This window comes from Bradyrhizobium sp. URHD0069, assembly GCF_000701345.1.
Lineage (GTDB): Bacteria > Pseudomonadota > Alphaproteobacteria > Rhizobiales > Xanthobacteraceae > Bradyrhizobium.
On record NZ_JNIJ01000033.1, the window covers coordinates 1 to 16,797 of the forward strand.

At 62.1% G+C, this 16,797-nt stretch carries 19 protein-coding genes; 7 read left to right on the forward strand and 12 right to left on the reverse strand.

Annotation, left to right across the window (positions count from 1 at the left end; all coding sequences use genetic code 11):
• Together N554_RS36160 and N554_RS41065 are read left to right on the forward strand one after the other, a co-directional pair.
• On the forward strand, window positions 1-550 hold a 550-nt coding region (locus N554_RS36160), incomplete at its 5' end, for a hypothetical protein (protein WP_036053725.1).
• 341 nt (window positions 551-891) lie between these two features.
• Window positions 892-1,467: a thermonuclease family protein gene (locus N554_RS41065; protein ID WP_197033646.1), complete on the forward strand. Its 576-nt coding sequence runs from the start codon at window positions 892-894 to the stop codon at window positions 1,465-1,467.
• Here the strand turns inward: N554_RS41065 and N554_RS38530 are convergent.
• Window positions 1,369-1,716, reverse strand: a complete 348-nt coding sequence (locus tag N554_RS38530) for an ATP-dependent DNA ligase (RefSeq protein WP_081851336.1) — start codon at window positions 1,714-1,716, stop codon at window positions 1,369-1,371. The two genes, N554_RS41065 and N554_RS38530, sit on opposite strands and share 99 nt — an antisense overlap.
• Window positions 1,717-1,883: 167 nt before the next feature.
• Here N554_RS38530 and N554_RS0120095 point away from each other — a divergent pair, with 167 nt between their 5' ends.
• The gene (locus N554_RS0120095; RefSeq protein ID WP_156042010.1) at window positions 1,884-2,363 is read left to right on the forward strand and encodes a hypothetical protein; all 480 of its coding nucleotides are present in this window, start codon (window positions 1,884-1,886) and stop codon (window positions 2,361-2,363) included.
• 56 nt (window positions 2,364-2,419) lie between these two features.
• The gene (locus tag N554_RS0120100; protein WP_029585112.1) at window positions 2,420-2,917 is read left to right on the forward strand and encodes a hypothetical protein; all 498 of its coding nucleotides are present in this window, start codon (window positions 2,420-2,422) and stop codon (window positions 2,915-2,917) included.
• A 134-nt stretch (window positions 2,918-3,051) separates the two neighbouring features.
• On the opposite strand, the gene N554_RS0120105 is transcribed toward N554_RS0120100, so the two are convergent.
• Window positions 3,052-3,741 (reverse strand): hypothetical protein, encoded by a 690-nt coding sequence (locus N554_RS0120105; protein WP_029585113.1) that lies wholly within the window; start codon window positions 3,739-3,741, stop codon window positions 3,052-3,054.
• Between the two features lie 315 nt (window positions 3,742-4,056).
• Here N554_RS0120105 and N554_RS36175 point away from each other — a divergent pair, with 315 nt between their 5' ends.
• Complete coding sequence (locus N554_RS36175) at window positions 4,057-4,233, forward strand: hypothetical protein (RefSeq protein ID WP_156042011.1); 177 nt, start codon at window positions 4,057-4,059, stop codon at window positions 4,231-4,233.
• On the forward strand, window positions 4,230-4,787 hold the full coding sequence (locus N554_RS0120115; RefSeq protein ID WP_036053735.1) for a hypothetical protein: 558 nt from the start codon (window positions 4,230-4,232) through the stop codon (window positions 4,785-4,787). Before N554_RS36175 ends, N554_RS0120115 begins: the two co-directional genes overlap by 4 nt.
• Before the next feature lie 248 nt (window positions 4,788-5,035).
• On the opposite strand, the gene N554_RS42730 is transcribed toward N554_RS0120115, so the two are convergent.
• Window positions 5,036-5,167 carry a hypothetical protein gene (locus tag N554_RS42730; RefSeq protein ID WP_256378747.1) on the reverse strand — a complete coding sequence of 44 codons (132 nt, stop codon included), beginning with the start codon at window positions 5,165-5,167 and terminating at the stop codon, window positions 5,036-5,038.
• Window positions 5,168-5,388: 221 nt separating this feature from the next.
• Here N554_RS42730 and N554_RS0120125 point away from each other — a divergent pair, with 221 nt between their 5' ends.
• The gene (locus N554_RS0120125) at window positions 5,389-5,583 is read left to right on the forward strand and encodes a hypothetical protein (protein ID WP_156042012.1); all 195 of its coding nucleotides are present in this window, start codon (window positions 5,389-5,391) and stop codon (window positions 5,581-5,583) included.
• 600 nt (window positions 5,584-6,183) lie between these two features.
• Here the strand turns inward: N554_RS0120125 and N554_RS0120130 are convergent.
• The 9 genes from N554_RS0120130 to N554_RS0120170 form a co-directional block, all read right to left on the reverse strand.
• Window positions 6,184-6,864 carry a response regulator transcription factor gene (locus N554_RS0120130; protein ID WP_029585116.1) on the reverse strand — a complete coding sequence of 227 codons (681 nt, stop codon included), beginning with the start codon at window positions 6,862-6,864 and terminating at the stop codon, window positions 6,184-6,186.
• Window positions 6,865-7,236: 372 nt separating this feature from the next.
• Window positions 7,237-8,829, reverse strand: a complete 1,593-nt coding sequence (locus N554_RS0120135; protein WP_029585117.1) for a Do family serine endopeptidase — start codon at window positions 8,827-8,829, stop codon at window positions 7,237-7,239.
• A gap of 168 nt (window positions 8,830-8,997) precedes the next feature.
• Complete coding sequence (locus N554_RS0120140; protein WP_156042013.1) at window positions 8,998-9,465, reverse strand: cytochrome c-type biogenesis protein; 468 nt, start codon at window positions 9,463-9,465, stop codon at window positions 8,998-9,000.
• 156 nt (window positions 9,466-9,621) lie between these two features.
• Complete coding sequence (locus N554_RS0120145) at window positions 9,622-11,604, reverse strand: heme lyase CcmF/NrfE family subunit (RefSeq protein WP_029585119.1); 1,983 nt, start codon at window positions 11,602-11,604, stop codon at window positions 9,622-9,624.
• Window positions 11,601-12,125 (reverse strand): cytochrome c maturation protein CcmE, encoded by a 525-nt coding sequence (gene ccmE / locus N554_RS0120150; RefSeq protein WP_029585120.1) that lies wholly within the window; start codon window positions 12,123-12,125, stop codon window positions 11,601-11,603. Before ccmE ends, N554_RS0120145 begins: the two co-directional genes overlap by 4 nt.
• Window positions 12,126-12,144: 19 nt before the next feature.
• Window positions 12,145-13,245 (reverse strand): c-type cytochrome biogenesis protein CcmI, encoded by a 1,101-nt coding sequence (gene ccmI / locus N554_RS0120155; protein ID WP_029585121.1) that lies wholly within the window; start codon window positions 13,243-13,245, stop codon window positions 12,145-12,147.
• A 140-nt stretch (window positions 13,246-13,385) separates the two neighbouring features.
• A complete protein-coding gene (locus tag N554_RS0120160; RefSeq protein ID WP_029585122.1) occupies window positions 13,386-13,655 on the reverse strand; it encodes a hypothetical protein in 270 nt (89 codons plus the stop codon).
• Window positions 13,656-13,713: 58 nt separating this feature from the next.
• Window positions 13,714-15,120 (reverse strand): hypothetical protein, encoded by a 1,407-nt coding sequence (locus N554_RS0120165; RefSeq protein ID WP_029585123.1) that lies wholly within the window; start codon window positions 15,118-15,120, stop codon window positions 13,714-13,716.
• Between the two features lie 224 nt (window positions 15,121-15,344).
• Entirely contained in the window at window positions 15,345-16,721 is a 1,377-nt protein-coding gene (locus N554_RS0120170; RefSeq protein ID WP_029585124.1) for a sensor histidine kinase, read from the reverse strand.
• Window positions 16,722-16,797 lie beyond the last annotated feature (76 nt).

Consider the following 16,797-nt stretch of genomic DNA (forward strand, 5'->3'; position numbering starts at 1 on the left):
GGAGCTGAAGGCAGACTTCAACCGCATCAGGTCCGCGCCGTACCCAAGCGCACACGTTCGCGCCAAGATCAGACAGGAAGTTGAGGCTCTAGCGACGCGGGGGACGCCCGTGGTGAGTGATGTGCTTGAACACGACCGATCAGTGGTCTGGCCCATGCAGCGGCTGCAAGGGTCGATCGTCAATGCCCAAGTGCCATCATTTGCGGTCACCGAAGTGCCTGATGTGCTCGCATGGTTTGCGTTCGTTCACAAGGATGCACTGCTCGCCAGCTTGGATACCTTGGTGTCAGAGGAAGCCGATGACGCCGCCGCATTGTCAGCCACCGAGCGCGAGACCCGTGCCGCCGTCGTGATGGGCGATCTGTTGGCGGTCGAGTACGATGAAGCGCGTCTGGTGTGGCAAGCACAGGCCGACAAGCTGCCGAGTGAGCATCGCAGCGACTGCGCACCGCAGGCGATCCTGCAAGTGCGCTTGGTGACGGCTCCGCACACCAACAGGTCGGGCACCAGCCCGGAGCATGCCTACGACATCATCGGAGGGCGGCGATAACAGATCGTTCAGCCGGGGGGCTTGCTGCCTGCATCTCTCCGGCATGCACGGGGCGCGAGGAAGGTTCTCGGTGATCCCGCCTCGCGCCCCACCACTATCAGAACCGCGTCGTCGGGTCATGCTGCACTCGACGGTGCGGCAGAGCGAGGCATCCGCTGGCGCAGGTGCCTCGCCCGCCTCCAGCCGTGGCGACGATGAACAAATGAATGGCGCAGAAGACAAGAACAATTAACTCAAATCTAGTATGACTATCGCATTTACCCGGCCACAGACTGGGGTCGATTGGTTTGGTGTCCGTCGCCTGTTCGCCTTGGCCGCTGGAACCAGAAGGCGAACACGACGTGGACTTTTACACCATCATCTTCCTGGCGCTGGCGGTATTCATCTTCCTGCGCCTGCGCAGCGTCCTCGGACAGCGCACCGGGAGCGAACGGTCGCCGTACGTGACCGGAAGCCTCCTCACCCTCACGGCAGCCGCTTTAGGCGCGGTGTTTTTCGACGTGGGCCGCGCTAATTGGTATCCAGCGCTCACGACTGCTGCATCCACGACTGCTGCGCCGACCATCAGCGGCCCCGCCCGCGTTATCGACGGCGACACCGTCGTCGTCGCGGGCACGTCAGTACGCCTCAAGGGCGTCGATGCCGCCGAACTCGGGACAGCGCGCGGCGAGAATGCCCGGCGCGTGATGGCCACGCTCGTCACCGGGCAACTGACCTGTCACATGACCGGCGAAAAGACCTATGGCCGCGAGGTCGGCTATTGCACCACAGCCAACGGCACCGACATCAATCGAGCGATCATTGCTTCGGGCGCTGCCCTAGCGTGCCCGCGCTACGATGACCGCTATTTGCCTTTCGAGCAGGCGACCGCGTTGGCGGCGCAACCACGTTCGTTCTATTGCGTGAAGCGCTTCTAAAGATCCGTCGATCAGGAATGATTGCGCCTTGATGCGGAGGGCAGCGTCAACGATCGCCGGGAAGCGGTCGGCCCAGTCATGGCCGTTGCGTGTGAAGCAGCGGACCCGCGAGCCATCCCGGCGCACCGTCAGCCGATAGCCGTCGTGCTTGATCTCATGAACCCAGAGCGGGCCGGACGGTGGCCGGGCCACCTTCGACGGTAAGCACGGTACGATAAAGCCGGAGGGACGCCGACGCTGCAAGACCATGGCCGAAGGATAGGACAGTGGCCGGGCGGATCAACCGCGCCCAGCGGGAGGCGCTTCCCCCAGCAGCATGCTGTGAATAGCCGGGGAGAAGCCCCCCTGTCTTCCCATCACTACCCTGCATTGTGCCAGTGTGCGGGCACCTGATTTGCAAAACGAGAGAGACCCTCATGGCAATCCTATCCGAGAGCCGCCGCGCTGCTCTCCGTGCGACATTGGCTACAGTTGGAATAGACACGCCTCAGAAGGCGTTCGCCGCGCTGGTGCCAGCGGTGATATCGATCATCGTAACTTTTTTCCCAGTTGGATTGTGGGGCAACGTTATAGCTGTGGCCGCATGGCCCATCATGTTTCTGATTTTGATTTTTTGGCATCGCCGCGCACTGGCTCGCGAACCTGTAAAGGTCGGCTTCAGCCCGCTCTATACGGCAGAGGGCCGCGAGCAACTCAGGTCCGAACAGCGCGCCCAAGACAACGAGATTGCGCAACATCGCGCGGTGTCTGCGCGGCTTGCCGCTCACATGGCAAAGCTCGACACCACGACGCCGGAGTTCAGGCAACTGGCGGACCAGAAAAAGGCCAGCGACCAAATTCTGACGGAGATTGAGAAGCGACCGAAGACGAAGATTGGCTATGTGCCGCGCAACTAACCTTGACGCACCTACACTAGGCCCTTTCAAGCATGAGGTTTCCCGATGGCGCTTGATTGGTCGTTCGAGCCGGACCCGGCATTGAAGGGGTCCTACTATCGAAGGTTGGAGGACATACCGCGCGCCTCGACAAGTTCGAGGTAACGGCACTTCCGGCCAACTCGGCTGCGCAATTCGTTGCGTACTATTTCGGGGCGGAGAAGCTGGCGAAGGCGATTGTCGGCATCAACGGTGACCAACGAGCGGTGGATGCCTTTCATCATCGCGTTGGCGTCAAACTAGCGGAAACCAAATCCGCCGCGCACGACATGAAGCTGAGTATTTTGGAGGCCGAACTCGATGCCTTGTTCGAGCCACAGTGGCATCTCAAGCAGCCGTCGAGCGCGATCACGATCCGCAATCGCCTGTCCCACGATTTCGGACCTACGCAGGTGTGCCACATCCGTCAGCACTCGCCGCGATTGGTACCGATCATGGTCAAGTTCATCGGCGACGTTGATCGTGTGCTGAAGCATCTACGCGAGCGGTGGGCGGCATCACAAGCGCGTCCGTAACTCGCAGCTTCAGTTCTCGCCAGCGTCACCGCGCCGTCGCGCGTCATATCGCGCGAGCGCTTCGGCGCTGTTCTCGGACTGTTGGGGGTAGCCGCCGCGCCGATGTTCCGCGCAGTGAGATTACCCCAAAGTCCTCACCGCTGTTGTGTAGCGGATGGATAGAAGTGCTCTTTCGCCACAACACCAGCGAAGGTGATCAAGCCGCCAACGATTGCCCCAATAAGCAGGAGCATAAGCTGGTCTTTGTTGCGTTCTATAAACGGGCGTATCTCAGAGCGACGTTGAAGCTTGATGACGGCCTTGCAGCGCACGATCACGTAACATGCCCAGAGGAACCAGAGCGAAACCACGCTTCCAACAACGCTAGCTGCGCGCGCGGCCGACAGTTCGCTCTGCTGCACAAGGAAGAATTGGGTCAGGAGGAAAAAAGGAACAATGGCAAACATCAACAACAAGCTGTACAGCGCCGCAAAGCGTCTCTGGCAGCGAGTAATGACTTCGTTGATTTCGTGAAATATCTGTGCTGCTTCCGGCCCGCCCCGAGGGTCAAACACCCACAGTCTTACAGCCATCCGCTTGAGTTCGAGGCTGACGGAAGGTCCGGAGCCACTGGAGCTTGATATTGTCAAGTCGAATTGGGTTTGCCCGCCGACGTGCTCTTTCAGGTCGTCAAGGCCTTCATATCGATGGTCGGCGGTGCGTATGTCTATCTCGCGAGGATGACGCTTCAGAGTGTCGATGATCTCCGCTAAGTCATCGATCCATATCACAACAGGCCGGTACGAACGCTCAAGGGATTTCTCAACTTTTCTGATCTTCTCCATTTGCCCCCCGAGCTGCCCGACTTTCCCCTACCTATAGTAGTGAATGGCGACAGCTAACTAAAGCATCGGGAACGGCCCTATCCCCAATGTTCGCCGTTGAGAGCCAAGCCGCTACAGATGGCGGTGGATGGCGCGCTGGGCACAACGAAGGCGACACAGCACCCCCGGCACCGGCTTCAACCGCGCTACTGGCGGCGGCGGCGATCAGGCCCGAAACAATGTTGGACATTGAATTTCCGAATGAAAACAATGTTTTACTGCGGGCAACTTCGGTGGCTGAACGGACGAACACCAACCAGCCACAGGAGCAAGCCAGTGCGAAACCCCAAGCCCTTCACGGTCTTTCAGCAGGTCCCCGGCCAGAACGTCCCCAAGCCGCTGTTCATCATCCACGCCTATTCGCTTGAACAGGCCCGCGCGCTCGTCGCGGCAAAGGTAGCGGGCAACACCATCGTTGTCGGCCCCGTCTCGCTAGACGGAGCAAGCCAGTGATCCCCGATACCCGCAAAGGCCTTCCCGCGATGGCCTGTGTCTCAGCGATGCAGAAGGCGATCAGGCGCGGCATGGAGCGCGAAGCGATGCAATTCGCCGTCGAGTTGATCCACACCTCGAAAGCCTTCCACAGCATGGTGTGCAAGCGGCTGGAGATCATCTCTCACGAAGATATCGACACTCAGGCCGACCCGGCCATCGTGCCGTTCGTCGCCACCGCCGTCGCACAGGCGATGCGATGGTATGACCCGGAGAAGATCGGCGCATCGCGGATGGCGATCGGCAATGCGATCCGGCTCATGTGTCGCGCCGCCAAGAGCCGTGAGGGCGATCACTTCGCTGCTGCCGTCGGGCTTCGGTCGATGCTGGAGGGTTTCGTTCCGACAATTCCCGACTGGGCCAACGATCGACACACCAGCGCCGGGAAAAAGCTGGGCCGTGGTCTCGATCATTTCCGCAGCGAGGGCGCGAAGCTGGTACCGCCGCCAACCGCTGATGATCCATACGAGGCCGAAGCTTATCGGCTCTGGGCGATCAAGCAGCAGGGCAAGTGAGACCCAAACTTCTCGTATCGAGAAATTTGCTTACCGGCAGTTGTGCGCGGGCAGCGCGAAAAGGACGTGCTCGTCGTTTTTCTATATTAGCGGTTGCAACCCGAAACCGATCTACCGCCCATCGTCCTGCCACGGCATCGTCGGCAGTGACGGCACCGTCGCGGCGACAGATGGCTGCGCGTCTCGATTGGCAACTGCAACCCATGGATAAGCAAAAGTACGCCGCGGCTTACTTTTCGAGCCGACACTCACGCCAGCAGCAGCGCGACCGCGATGGCGACCGCCGCGATGAAGATCAGCGCTTGAGCACTCGACATGCGCCACATGGCGCACCGCCATTTGTGTACCGTGTCGGACAAAATAAAGCCGGGAATTCGCAACTGCAAATATCCTCGCACCGGGCCGTCGCGCGGTCCCCCCGGTTATCTATGCTCCCAGAGGGACCCGAAAACCGAGTGCAGGCCGTCACTGCCTGCGCATAGGCTGACAAAGCTAAACCGGGTCACCGGCGACGCTCGACGACTACCAGTCCAAGGTCTCGACTGCCATTTTCCGAGGTTCGGGCTGCCTGCCGCTGCCCACTGTGCATTGGAGCGTGATCATGATCGAGCCGAAGCAATCCGACATCGGACGCAAGGTGATCTATCGCGTTCACAGCAACGCCAAGGCCGAGGAAGGCGTCATCACGCGCTTCAACGAGAAGTACGTGTTTGTTCGCTTCGGCAAAGAAGAAGAGAGCGCGGCGACGACGCGAGATCAACTGGAGTGGAAGGATGCACGATCGCGATCATCGTGACAGGATTAGATAGGGACCGACGCGACCACCGGGAGCGGACAGCCCGTCGCATCGTGTCATCACCGCGACACGGTGCCAGCCATCTACGATGACGACGGCGGGCAAGTCCATTTTCGGACTTGCTCGGACGACGGCCACGCCAGCATCACGGCGCGGACAGGCGACCGACAGCGGGAAATGGTTCCGGGCCGGAACCACTTCCACGTCGAGCGCGGCAGCGTCACGACGGCGGCAGGCGTTCACGGCACGTGAGCGACCCCCAAGCCGGGGGGCTGGGGGCCGTGTAGGCTGGAGGCCGCCCATTCAGTACCGCCGGAAATACGGACATGTGACCGACGGCCAAGGCAAGCTAACGCAGTCCTGCAGACCGTTCCGGACAAGTTCGGATTACCCCTTCGGTTTGCTGCGAGGACGGCATCACGTCATCGCGTCATCACCACGACGGGGACAAGGCCGCAGGAAGGCCGTACAGCGCGCCGGGCGCGCAGGGCTACAGGACACCGGGCAAGCCGCGCCAGCGCACAGGCGGCCAAAAAAACGGTAATAAATCGGTAAGCGATCGGGAGGTTAAAATCATCACCCCCCTATTTCTATAGGGTTTCAGCGCATGCCGTCACGGATCATGTATCCCGCGCCGCGAATGGTATGAAGCAATGGGCGCTCGAAGCCTTTGTCGATCTTGGAGCGCAACCGCGAAATATGCACGTCGATCACATTGGTCTGCGGATCGAAATGATAGTCCCAGACGTTTTCCAGGAGCATGGTCCGCGTCACCACCTGCCCCGCGTGCTTCATCAGATATTCCAGCAGCCGGAACTCACGCGGTTGCAGCGTCAATTCGTCCTTGCCGCGCGCTACCCGATGCGAAAGCCGATCGAGCTCCAGATCGCCGACGCGATAGGTAGTTTCCTCAGCCGGGCCACCGTGGCGGCGCGACAACACTTCGACCCGCGCCAGCAGTTCGGCGAATGAATAAGGCTTTGGCAGGTAATCGTCGCCGCCGGCCCGCAATCCCTTGATGCGGTCGTCGACCTGTCCGAGCGCCGAGAGGATCAGCACCGGGGTGTGATCGCCCTTCTCACGCAAGGCGCCGATCAGCGCCAGGCCGTCGCGTTTCGGCAGCATCCGGTCGACCACCAGAACGTCATAGTCGCCGCTTTCGGCAAGCGCCAGGCCTTCATCGCCATCGCTGGCGAGATCGGCGACGTAACCGACTTCGCGAAACGCCTTCACCAAATAGTCGGCGGACTCGCGGTCGTCTTCGATAATCAAGAGGCGCATTTTGGGGTCAATTGCGGTCAAGTGGGCGTGCTCTCTATCACCATGGCGCGGTCGGCATCCTCATGCAAGGCGGCCCGATACCGCTCGCTTAAGCGAAAAAAGCGGGCGGTGAAGCTGGGGGACTTCACCGCCCTTTTAACCTTCCGACGGAGGGGGGCGTAATTCCACCGGAAGGCAACTAAGGGAGCGAGTTTTCTACCCGCCCCCCGGAAAGAGCCGTCGGCGGGGGGCGACTATGCCGGCGACACCTTCCATCTGCTCGATCATGATCCGATTGAATTTAGTCGGATCATGATCTCATCTCTCGTTTTGAGCATGATCCTCCCGGAAACCGGTTTTCCGGATCATGCTCTGGAACGCTTATGCGAGCGATCAACCCTTTGCCACGGGCACCGCGACGAAGCGCGAGGACCCACCGCTCTTGACGCGCATCAGAACGCTGCTCTTGTTGTCAGTGCGCGCGGCATTGATCGCTTCGCGCACATCTCCGGCATTGGTGACGTTCTTTCCGGCGACCTCGAGAATCACGTCGCCTTCCTTGAAGCCACGCTCCGCCGCCGCACTCTTCGGATCGACCTCGGTAACCACGACGCCGTCCTTGCCGGCGCCGGCAACGCTATTGGCGGGCGCCAATGTCAGGCCGAGCTTCGGCACGTCGGTTCCGCGCGGGACTGCGCTACCCCGGTCGCCGTCTTTGTCGCTGTCGGCCTTGGCTTCCAGGGTATTTGGCAACTGGCCGAGCGTCAGGTTGACCACCTTGTCCTGGCCCTTCTGAAGCACGTTGAGCTTCACCGAATTACCGGGCGGGAGGGCGCCGATGGTGCGGGCGAGTTCGCGGGCATCCTTGACCGTTTCGCCATTCACCGCCGTGATCACGTCGCCGGATTCGATCCCGGCCTTGGCCGCCGGACCGTTGGGCTGCGGTTCCGCAACCAGCGCGCCTTCCGCCTTCTTCAGGCCGAGGCTGTCGGCGATATCAGGCGTAACTGGCTGAATCTGGACGCCGATCCAGCCGCGACTGACGCTGCCTTTGTCCTTGAGTTGGGCGATCACAGTCTTGACCGTCGTCGCCGGGATCGAGAACGCGATGCCGACACTGCCGCCGGACGGCGAGTAGATCGCGGTGTTGACACCCATCACTTCGCCGTCGGTATTGAAGGCCGGGCCACCGGAGTTGCCCTTGTTCACGGGCGCGTCGATCTGGATGAAGTCGTCGTACGGACCATTACCGATATCGCGGCCGCTGGCCGAAACGATGCCTGCCGTGACGGTGCCGCCGAGGCCGAAGGGATTACCGACCGCGAGCACCCAATCGCCGATCCGGGGCTTGCCGTCCGAAAGCTTGGCGAACGGGAAGTTCGAACTGCCCTCGACCTTGATCAATGCCAGGTCGGTGCGCGCGTCGGTGCCGATCACCTTCGCGGTATGGGTCTTGCCATCGTCGGTCGTGACTTCGACTTTGTCGGCGCCGTCAACCACGTGGTTGTTGGTGACGGCATAGCCATCGGGAGAGATGAAGAAACCGGAACCTTGACCGGTCACGACGCCGCGGCCGCGGGGTCCGCCGCGCAGGCCGGGAGGCATGCCATCAGGTCCGCCGAAGCGGCGGAAGAAGCGCTCCATCGGCGAACCCGGCTGGAACGGCGAGTCATCGTTGGAGCTATCGTCCTTGGCGACCTTCTCGTTGATGTTGACCTTCACCGAAATCACCGACGGCTTCACGCGCTCGACAACGTCGGCGAAGCCGGCCGGCCTCTCAACCTTGCGTACTTCGTTGTTGACCTGCGCCTGCGCGGGGCTGCTGAAAATATCCACGGGTTTGGGCGACGGTCCGAAGCCGTAAACGGCGACGCCGAGGCCGGCAACGACCGAGGCCATCAACGCCAGCTTGCGCGCGGAGAACAGCGAACGGCGGGGCTGCCGGTAAGACGGAAGCGACGAAAGATCGGTGGGACGTTCGGTCATGCAGAAATCTCCAAGGACTGAAATCGATAGTGCCGGGCCAGCACCGCCTGGGCATGAACATGGGTATTTCCGCCTTACCGCGCGCTGGCGGCGGAATTAAACTTTTGTAATGAAGGGGGTGTGTCCGTGCGGCAGTTTATCGCAGAGTGACAACGGTTTGTCGCGCGCCTAACCCGGCTTGTCTGGCGAGGGTTCCGCCGCGATCAGCCGCTCCAGCCGCGCTTCTTCTTCAGCAGTCAATTTGAACGTGGATTGATCCTTCGCCGCCGCCAATCTGGAGCGCCGCCGCCCATGCACCCAGAGCGCAATCCCGCCGCCAACCAGCGCCAGCGGTGGCAGCAGCCACAGCAACAGCGTGTGAGGCTCAAGCCGTGGCTTCAGCAGCACGAATTCGCCATAGCGCGCCACCAGAAAGTCGATCACTTGGGCATCGCTGTCGCCGGCTGCGATCCGCTCACGCACCAAGAGCCGCAAATCGCGCGCCAAAGGCGCGTCGGAATCGTCGATCGACTGGTTTTGGCACACCATGCAGCGCAGTTCGCGCGACAAATCCCGCGCCCGCGATTCCTTTGCCGGATCGGACATGATCTCGTCTGGCTGCACGGCGTATGCGCTCGATGCGGCAAAAGCCGCCATCAACAAGACGAATGAAATCACGATCAGCTTCCGCACTTCGCCTCTTTCCCTCATCTTCGAGAAGCATCCGAAGGATGCGTCTCGAAGGATGACGTAACGGACATCCTCATCCTTCGAGAGGCGCTCGCGCGGGCTCCTCGGGATGAGCGAAGGACCCTACTCCGCAGCCTGCAATCCGCGCATCGCCTTCGCCGGCTTCGGCGCGCCGACACGCAGCCGCCGGTCCGACAGCGACAGCATGCCGCCGAACGCCATCAGCACGGGGCCGAACCAGATCAGCAATACCAGCGGCTTATGATAGATGCGCACCGCGATCGCACCGTCGGCGGCGGCCTCGCCAAGCGAGATATAAAGCTGGCTTGCGCCGCGCGTCAGCAACGCGGCTTCAGTGGTCGATGATGCCCGCGTGGTGAAATTGCGCTTCGACGGCATCATCGTGCTGAGCGGTTTGCCATCGAGGCTGACGGCGAACTGCGCAACCGTTTCTCGAAAATTCGGTCCCTGCCGTTGCGTCACGCCCGCGAGCTTCAATTCGTAGCCGGCGATCTCTGTAGTATCATTGGGCTTCATAGATCCGATATATTCGCTGTTCCACGTGGTCTCGCATACGATTCCGATCAAGGCGATGCCGACGCCGGCGTGCGCGAACGCGGTGCCCCAGGTCGAGCGCGGCAATCCGCGCGAACGCCGCATCGCCGTTCCAAACGGCATGCGGAACACGCCGGTACGCTCGGCAAGGTCGCTCAACGCCCCCGCGACGACAAAAACAGCGAGCCCAATGGCGAGCGGCGCGAAGGCGCTGCCACCGCGCGTCCATGCCCACAATACCGCGATGGCGATCAACGCCGCGATGCCGGCGGCGCTCAGGCGCTGCGCCGCGCCGAGCAGATCGCCGCGCTTCCACGCCAGCAAGGGACCAAACGGCAACGCGATCAGCAGGGGGACGAACAGCGGTGCAAAGGTGAGATTGAAGAACGGCGCGCCTACCGAAATCTTGTCGCCAGTCAGGACTTCCAGCGCCAGCGGATAGAGCGTTCCGATGAAAACCGTCGCGCAGGCAGTGGTGAGAAAGAGATTGTTGAGCACCAGGGCGCCTTCGCGCGAGATCGGCGCGAATAGGCCGCCCTGCTTCAGCGCGGAAGCACGCCAGGCGTACAATGTCAGGCTGCCCCCGATGAAGACGCAGAGGATCAGCAGGATGAACACGCCGCGCGTCGGATCGGTCGCAAACGCATGCACCGACGTCAGCACCCCGGAGCGGACCAGGAAGGTGCCGAGCAGCGACAACGAGAAAGTCAGGATCGAAAGCAGGATGGTCCAGATTTTGAGCGCATTGCGCTTTTCCATCACGACCGCGGAATGCAACAGCGCGGTGCCCGCGAGCCACGGCATCAGCGAGGCGTTCTCGACCGGATCCCAGAACCACCAGCCGCCCCAGCCGAGTTCGTAATAGGCCCAGTACGAGCCCATCGCGATGCCGAGCGTGAGGAATATCCACGCCACCAATGTCCAGGGCCGCACCCAACGTGCCCATGCCGCGTCGATCCGGCCTTCGATCAAGGCTGCGACGGCGAAGGAAAACGAAATCGAGAACCCGACATAGCCGAGATAAAGCATCGGCGGATGCACCGCGAGGCCGATGTCCTGCAGCACCGGATTGAGGTCGCGGCCCTCGATCGGCGGATTGGCGATACGCAGGAACGGGTTCGAGGTGATCAGGATGAACAGATAGAATGCGCTGGCGATCCAGGCCTGCACCGCCAGCACATGGGCGCGCAGCGACAGCGGGAGATTGTTGCCGAACGCCGCAACCAGGCCGCCGAACAGTGCCAGAATAAACACCCACAGCAGCATCGAGCCCTCATGATTGCCCCACACGCCCGTGATCTTGTAAATCATTGGCTTCAACGAATGCGAATTCTCGAACACGTTGACGACGGAAAAATCCGACGTGGCGTGCAATGTGACGAGCGCCGCAAACGACGCCGCCACGAACAGCAATTGTGCGAGCGCAGCGGAGCGCGCGACATTCATCAGCGCGAAATCCCGCCAACGGGCGCCAAGAATCGGCAGAGTGGACTGGATCAGCGCCAAGGCTAGCGCGAGCACCAGCGCGTAATGTCCGGACTCCGCGATCACTGCAATGATCCTTGCTTTGCCGGCGCCACGGTTTGCGCGGCACGCGACCCTCCTTCAGCGCCCGCGTTATAATCCGGCTTCGCGCCGTAATCGTCCTTCCAGTGCCCCTGCTTCTTCAGCGCGTCCGCGACCTCCCTGGGCATGTAGGTCTCGTCGTGTTTGGCGAGCACGGTATCGGCCTTGAATACGCCGGATGGATCGAGGGCGCCTTCGGCGACTACGCCCTGCCCTTCGCGAAACAGATCCGGAAGGATTCCCTTGTAGGCCACGGGCAAGGTGGCGCTGCCGTCGGCAACGCTGAACGTGACCGCAAGGTTGTCGCCACGCACCAGCGAGCCCGGCTGCACCAGGCCGCCGAGCCGGAACCGCTTGCCCGGTTGGACATGCTTCTCGGCCACCATCGACGGCGTCGAGAAAAACACGATCGAATCGCGCATGGCGTTTAGCACCAGCGCCGCTGCAACCGCGAGCACGCCGAGCGAGCCGCCGATGATCGTCAAACGCCGTTGCTTGCGCGTCATGCGTAACCTCTAATCATGCCTAGCCATTAAGTCCGAGATTTTTCAGGCCCTCATTGAGTTGCCGCAGTCGCTCCGCGTCGTAGGCGACGGCCTGACGGGCGTCGGTGAGCGCGCTCTTCGCCTTGTCGCGATCGCCCATCACTATATAGGCACGCACCAGCCGCAGCCATCCCTCGACATCATCGCCGTTTTGCTTCAATCGACTGGCGAGACGCTCGACCATGCCACGGATCATCGCGCCGCGGTCGGTGTCGTTCATGTCTTTTGCCGCGGCCACGATATCATCTGACAGGGCCGGAGCAGAACCGTCGACCCGCGCCAATGCGGCCTGGACCAGTGGACGCCACGGCGCATCGGTCGGCGCTTTCGCGAGCATCGCACGCCAGATCGACGCGGCCTCGGCGGCGCGGCCATCCTGCTCGGCGGCGACGCCGAGAAAGTAGCTTGCCTTGACTTGGTCCGCATTCAATGCGAGGGCGCGTTCGAACTCAGCCTTGGCCTCGGCGGTGATAACGCCGCTCGCTGCTGCGGCAAGCGCTTCGCCGAGATCGGCCCGGCGCTCGGCACTGTCGCCATTATAGGTGATCGAACTACGATAAGCCCGAACCGCCTCATCATAGCGGCCCAATCTCGCCAGCACCGGCGCAAGCACGTTCCAGCCACGGCCGTCGGTTGGATTTTTCTCTAGGTGCTGTTCGACCTGCGCCACCAGACTGTCAAGCGGCTGGGTAACTTCGGGGGCGCGGGCGCGCTGTGCCAGCGGAAAATCGCCGAGCCACGGCGAGCCGAGCGGGAGGTAAAGTGCGATCGCTGCGATCGGTAGCCCAACCAGAGCTATGACGGCCGCCGAACGACGCAAGCTGATGCTTGATACGAACGGCCGATCGCGCTGATTGTCCGCCGCAGCCAACAGACGACGGCTGATTTCGACGCGCGCGGCCGCCGCTTCGGAAGAAGCGATCAGCCCCGCGGCCACATCGCGATCGATCTCGGTGAGTTGATCCTTGTAGACGGCCGCTTCGCTGCCATCCTTTTGCAGCCGGCCGTGACGGCTCAACGGCCACAGCACGGCGAAGACCGCCGCGGCCGTCATCAGCGCGAACACGAACCACAACATCATCAAGCAGGTTCCGACTGAACGGCGCTAACGCGGGAAGCACCGATGCGTCGCTTTACACCACGGGCGGCAAGCCGGGCAAATAACAAATGTCAATCCGCCGATACGGCAACCAGACCGCAAAATCGCGGGAAAGTCGGGCGTTAGTCGACGTAGAACTCGACGCTTTGCGCTGCATGCTCGCCGTGCGCGTTTAGCGCTTTCAGAAAGTAGACCCCCGGCTTGATGGAATCGGGCAGCCTGATCCTCAGCGAGCCGTTGGGGACCGGAGACGCAATCGCGGCGACCGGATCGGCTAACTGCTCCCCACTGGCCTTGTTGACCAGCACGACCTTCGCTTTGATCATCAAGTTCCGATATGTCGCCGAGATCACGCGGTTCTCAAGTTCGACAAAATTGATGATTGGGTTCATGGCTAAACGTGTACGTTGCAATCCAGATTACGTCAACTGCAAATTGCAACCAACCGTGCTATTTTGACCCAGCGCGCGATGGTTTGAGTTCACCGGTCACGGCATTTTCAGCCGCCCTGCTCATCAACGACGCATAGTCGTGGCCGAACAGGACCTCGCAAAATCGTATCGCCGCTGCAACCTGCATCTGCCGGTAGGCGCGAGACTTGCTGCCGCCGGAGCGCAGCGATTGCACCAGCGCCTCGGTGGCCTGCTCGACGTAATGCTGCAGGTCCGAATAAGTGCGCAGCGTGACCTCGTTGATCGCAAGCTCGCTGGCATAGGTGCGGCACACCGCGACGAAATCGATCAATGCCGCCGCTTCGTCGACCTCGCTGGGGTCGAGCCTGGCGCCCGAGGGGATTTCCTTGTCGGGTCGCTGACGCAGCAGGCGCCGGACGCGGCCCGGCACGCTGGCGATTTCCGATTGCAGGGCGTTGGAAATATCGGCCCTGATCGATGTTAGTTGTCTGCCCCAAGTGGAATCGTTGCGGAGATCGAGTTCGGTCCGCAAGCCGCGCACGCCGTCATGAAGAACCTTGAGTTGCTCGGCGACGCTATCGAAATGGCCCCGCCGGATATCCGCGCGCAGGCTAGCGGCCAGGAAGGACAGATCGTGCAGCGCCAGGGTGACAGCGATGCCGTAGGGAGTGGCGGCAACGCGGATTTCGTCGTCGGACGCGGCCATCTTGATGGCGAGGCGGATGATTTGCCAGGGCGCGCTTAGCCGCTGCATGATCAGGGACAGCGCGAATGGCAGCAGTTGCGGCGTTTGCAGGGAGGGAACGTTGAGCGCGACGCCTATCGACGCGATCTGCGAATCCGCGAACACCCGCAACAAGCTGGGGAGCCGCCCGTTGAGAGAGTCCAGCGCTTCACGGGCCTGCAAAACCGAGCCGATCGGCAACAGATCTTCCATCACAGCGGGTGGGCCGACGCGCGCCAGTGAGCGCTGCTTATCGGCGCCAGGCCCGGCGGTCTTGAAGATCGCGTCAGCTGCGGCGAGTTGCATCTTGCGGATTGCTGGTTCGATACCCGATGTCGTTCCGATTTCCTGCGTGCGGAGCAACGCGTCTTCGAGTTCGCGCGCCTGCTCGGGCGCGCCTTCGCGGACCAGCCATTGCCATACCGGCAGCAGCGACGCACGGCGGACCTGGCCTGGCCGTAGCGGAAAATTGCTATTGCTCTCGACCAGGAACGGCTCCAGCGGGCGGAAAAGTAAACGCGCCGGATCGTCGGTGCGCGGCCGCGCCTCTCCATCGGTTCCGCGGACAACCTTGCGCAGTTGTTCAAGCACAAAATTGGCGACGGTCGTGTCTTCGCCGCGTTCGATGGCGCGCTCGAACTCCCGCATCAGCAGCGCCTGCGATTGCGGCGGAAGCTGACCGAGATAATCCCTCAACCGCTCGATCGATGTCTGGCTCATGCGTCCGGTATGCACGCTTGTGTCGCACGGAGGCAAAGGTGTCCCCCGATCATCATAAAAGCCCCGGCGTTAAGAAGTCGTTTAGGAAGACGCTCAGAGGCCTTCCTACCGGCTGCGGTCCGAAATCTGGGGCCGAGTTCGGAAAAAGGCGAACAGCCACCTGGACCCAGTGCAAACGGCGGCTCACATCCCTCGTCCATGTCGAGTGTTGCCGACCCGACGATTCATACACCCGGCAGCACCAGTTCCGCCCGCAAGCCCCCGATCGGCGCGCTGCCGAGCGAAAGGCTGCCGCCATACAAGGCCGCAAGATCGACTACGATGGACAGTCCAAGCCCGGAGCCCGGCTTCGATTCATCAAGCCGCTGGCCGCGGCGCGAGACCTGCGCGCGCTCAGCCGCCGATAGCCCGCGCCCATCGTCGTCGACGATGATCCGCAGCATCGGACTGCCTCCCGGTTCGTGTGGCGGTTCCACCAGCACCTCGATGAACACGTGCGACGCTGCCCATTTGCAGGCATTGTCGACGAGGTTACCGGACATCTCGTCGAGGTCCTGCCGCTCGCCGCGAAATTTCGCTCGCGGGTTGGCCTCGATCCCGATCGTGATGCCGCGGTCACGATGAATCTTCTCCATGGTCCGGCGCAACGCCTCGATCGCAGGTGCCACCTCGGTGACCGTCCCGATGATGGTGGGACGCGCGGCGATGCGCGCGCGCTCGAGGTGATGCGCGACCTGATCGCGCATCACATCGGCCTGCTCCAGCACCTTGGTGGCGAACGGATTGGCGACGTGCGCGGAGGCCTCGTTGACGATGACCGACAGCGGCGTCTTGATGGCGTGCGCGAGATTGCCGACATGGGTCCGTGAGCGCTCGACGATTTCGCGGTTGGCGTCGATCAGGGCGTTGGTCTCGCGCGCCAGTGGCGCGATCTCTACGGGAAATTCGCCCTCGAGCCGTTCGGCCCGGCCGGATCGGATATCGGCGATCGATTCTGAAATACGCTTCAGCGGCGCGAGGCCGAAGCGGACCTGGAAAATCGTGGTCAGCAACAGCACGATTCCCAGCGCAGTGAACGTGCCGCCGAGGTAGTAGTCGAATGCGCGCGTCTCGTCGAAAATCTCGGTGGCGTCGCCGGCCACGCTGACCAGAAACTTGCCGTCGGCGCCGAGATCGACCGGCCGTTCCACCATCCGCAGGTTCTGGCCCTCCGGACCATCGACATAGCCGAGCCGGATGCCGGCCGTGCTCAAGTCGGCGCCGCGCTCCTCGAGCTTCGGCAGTTTCTTGTCCCATAGCGATCGCGAAGCGCGCAGCTCGGGCTTTTCGGAGTCGGTACGGCTGATCTGCCAATACCAGCCTGACAGTGGCAGTTCGAACAGCGGCTCGCCCAGCGACTGGAACTGATGGTCGGGTGGCTCGTCGGGCGTTGCGACTTCGGCGATCAAGGTGCGGAGATAGAGGTTGAGACGGCGGTCGAAGGCGCGCTCGGTAGCGTTGCGATATACCGACGACAGCACGATGCCGGTGACGGCCAGGATCACTACCAGCCATGCGGTCGCAGACAGGAACAGGCGGTTGGCGAGCGAGCTGCCGCGCATCAGCGCATGGTCCCGAAAAGCATGTCCGCGGGCCATGACCCGACGGATGGAAGCCGGTTTCCGGATAACTTCATGC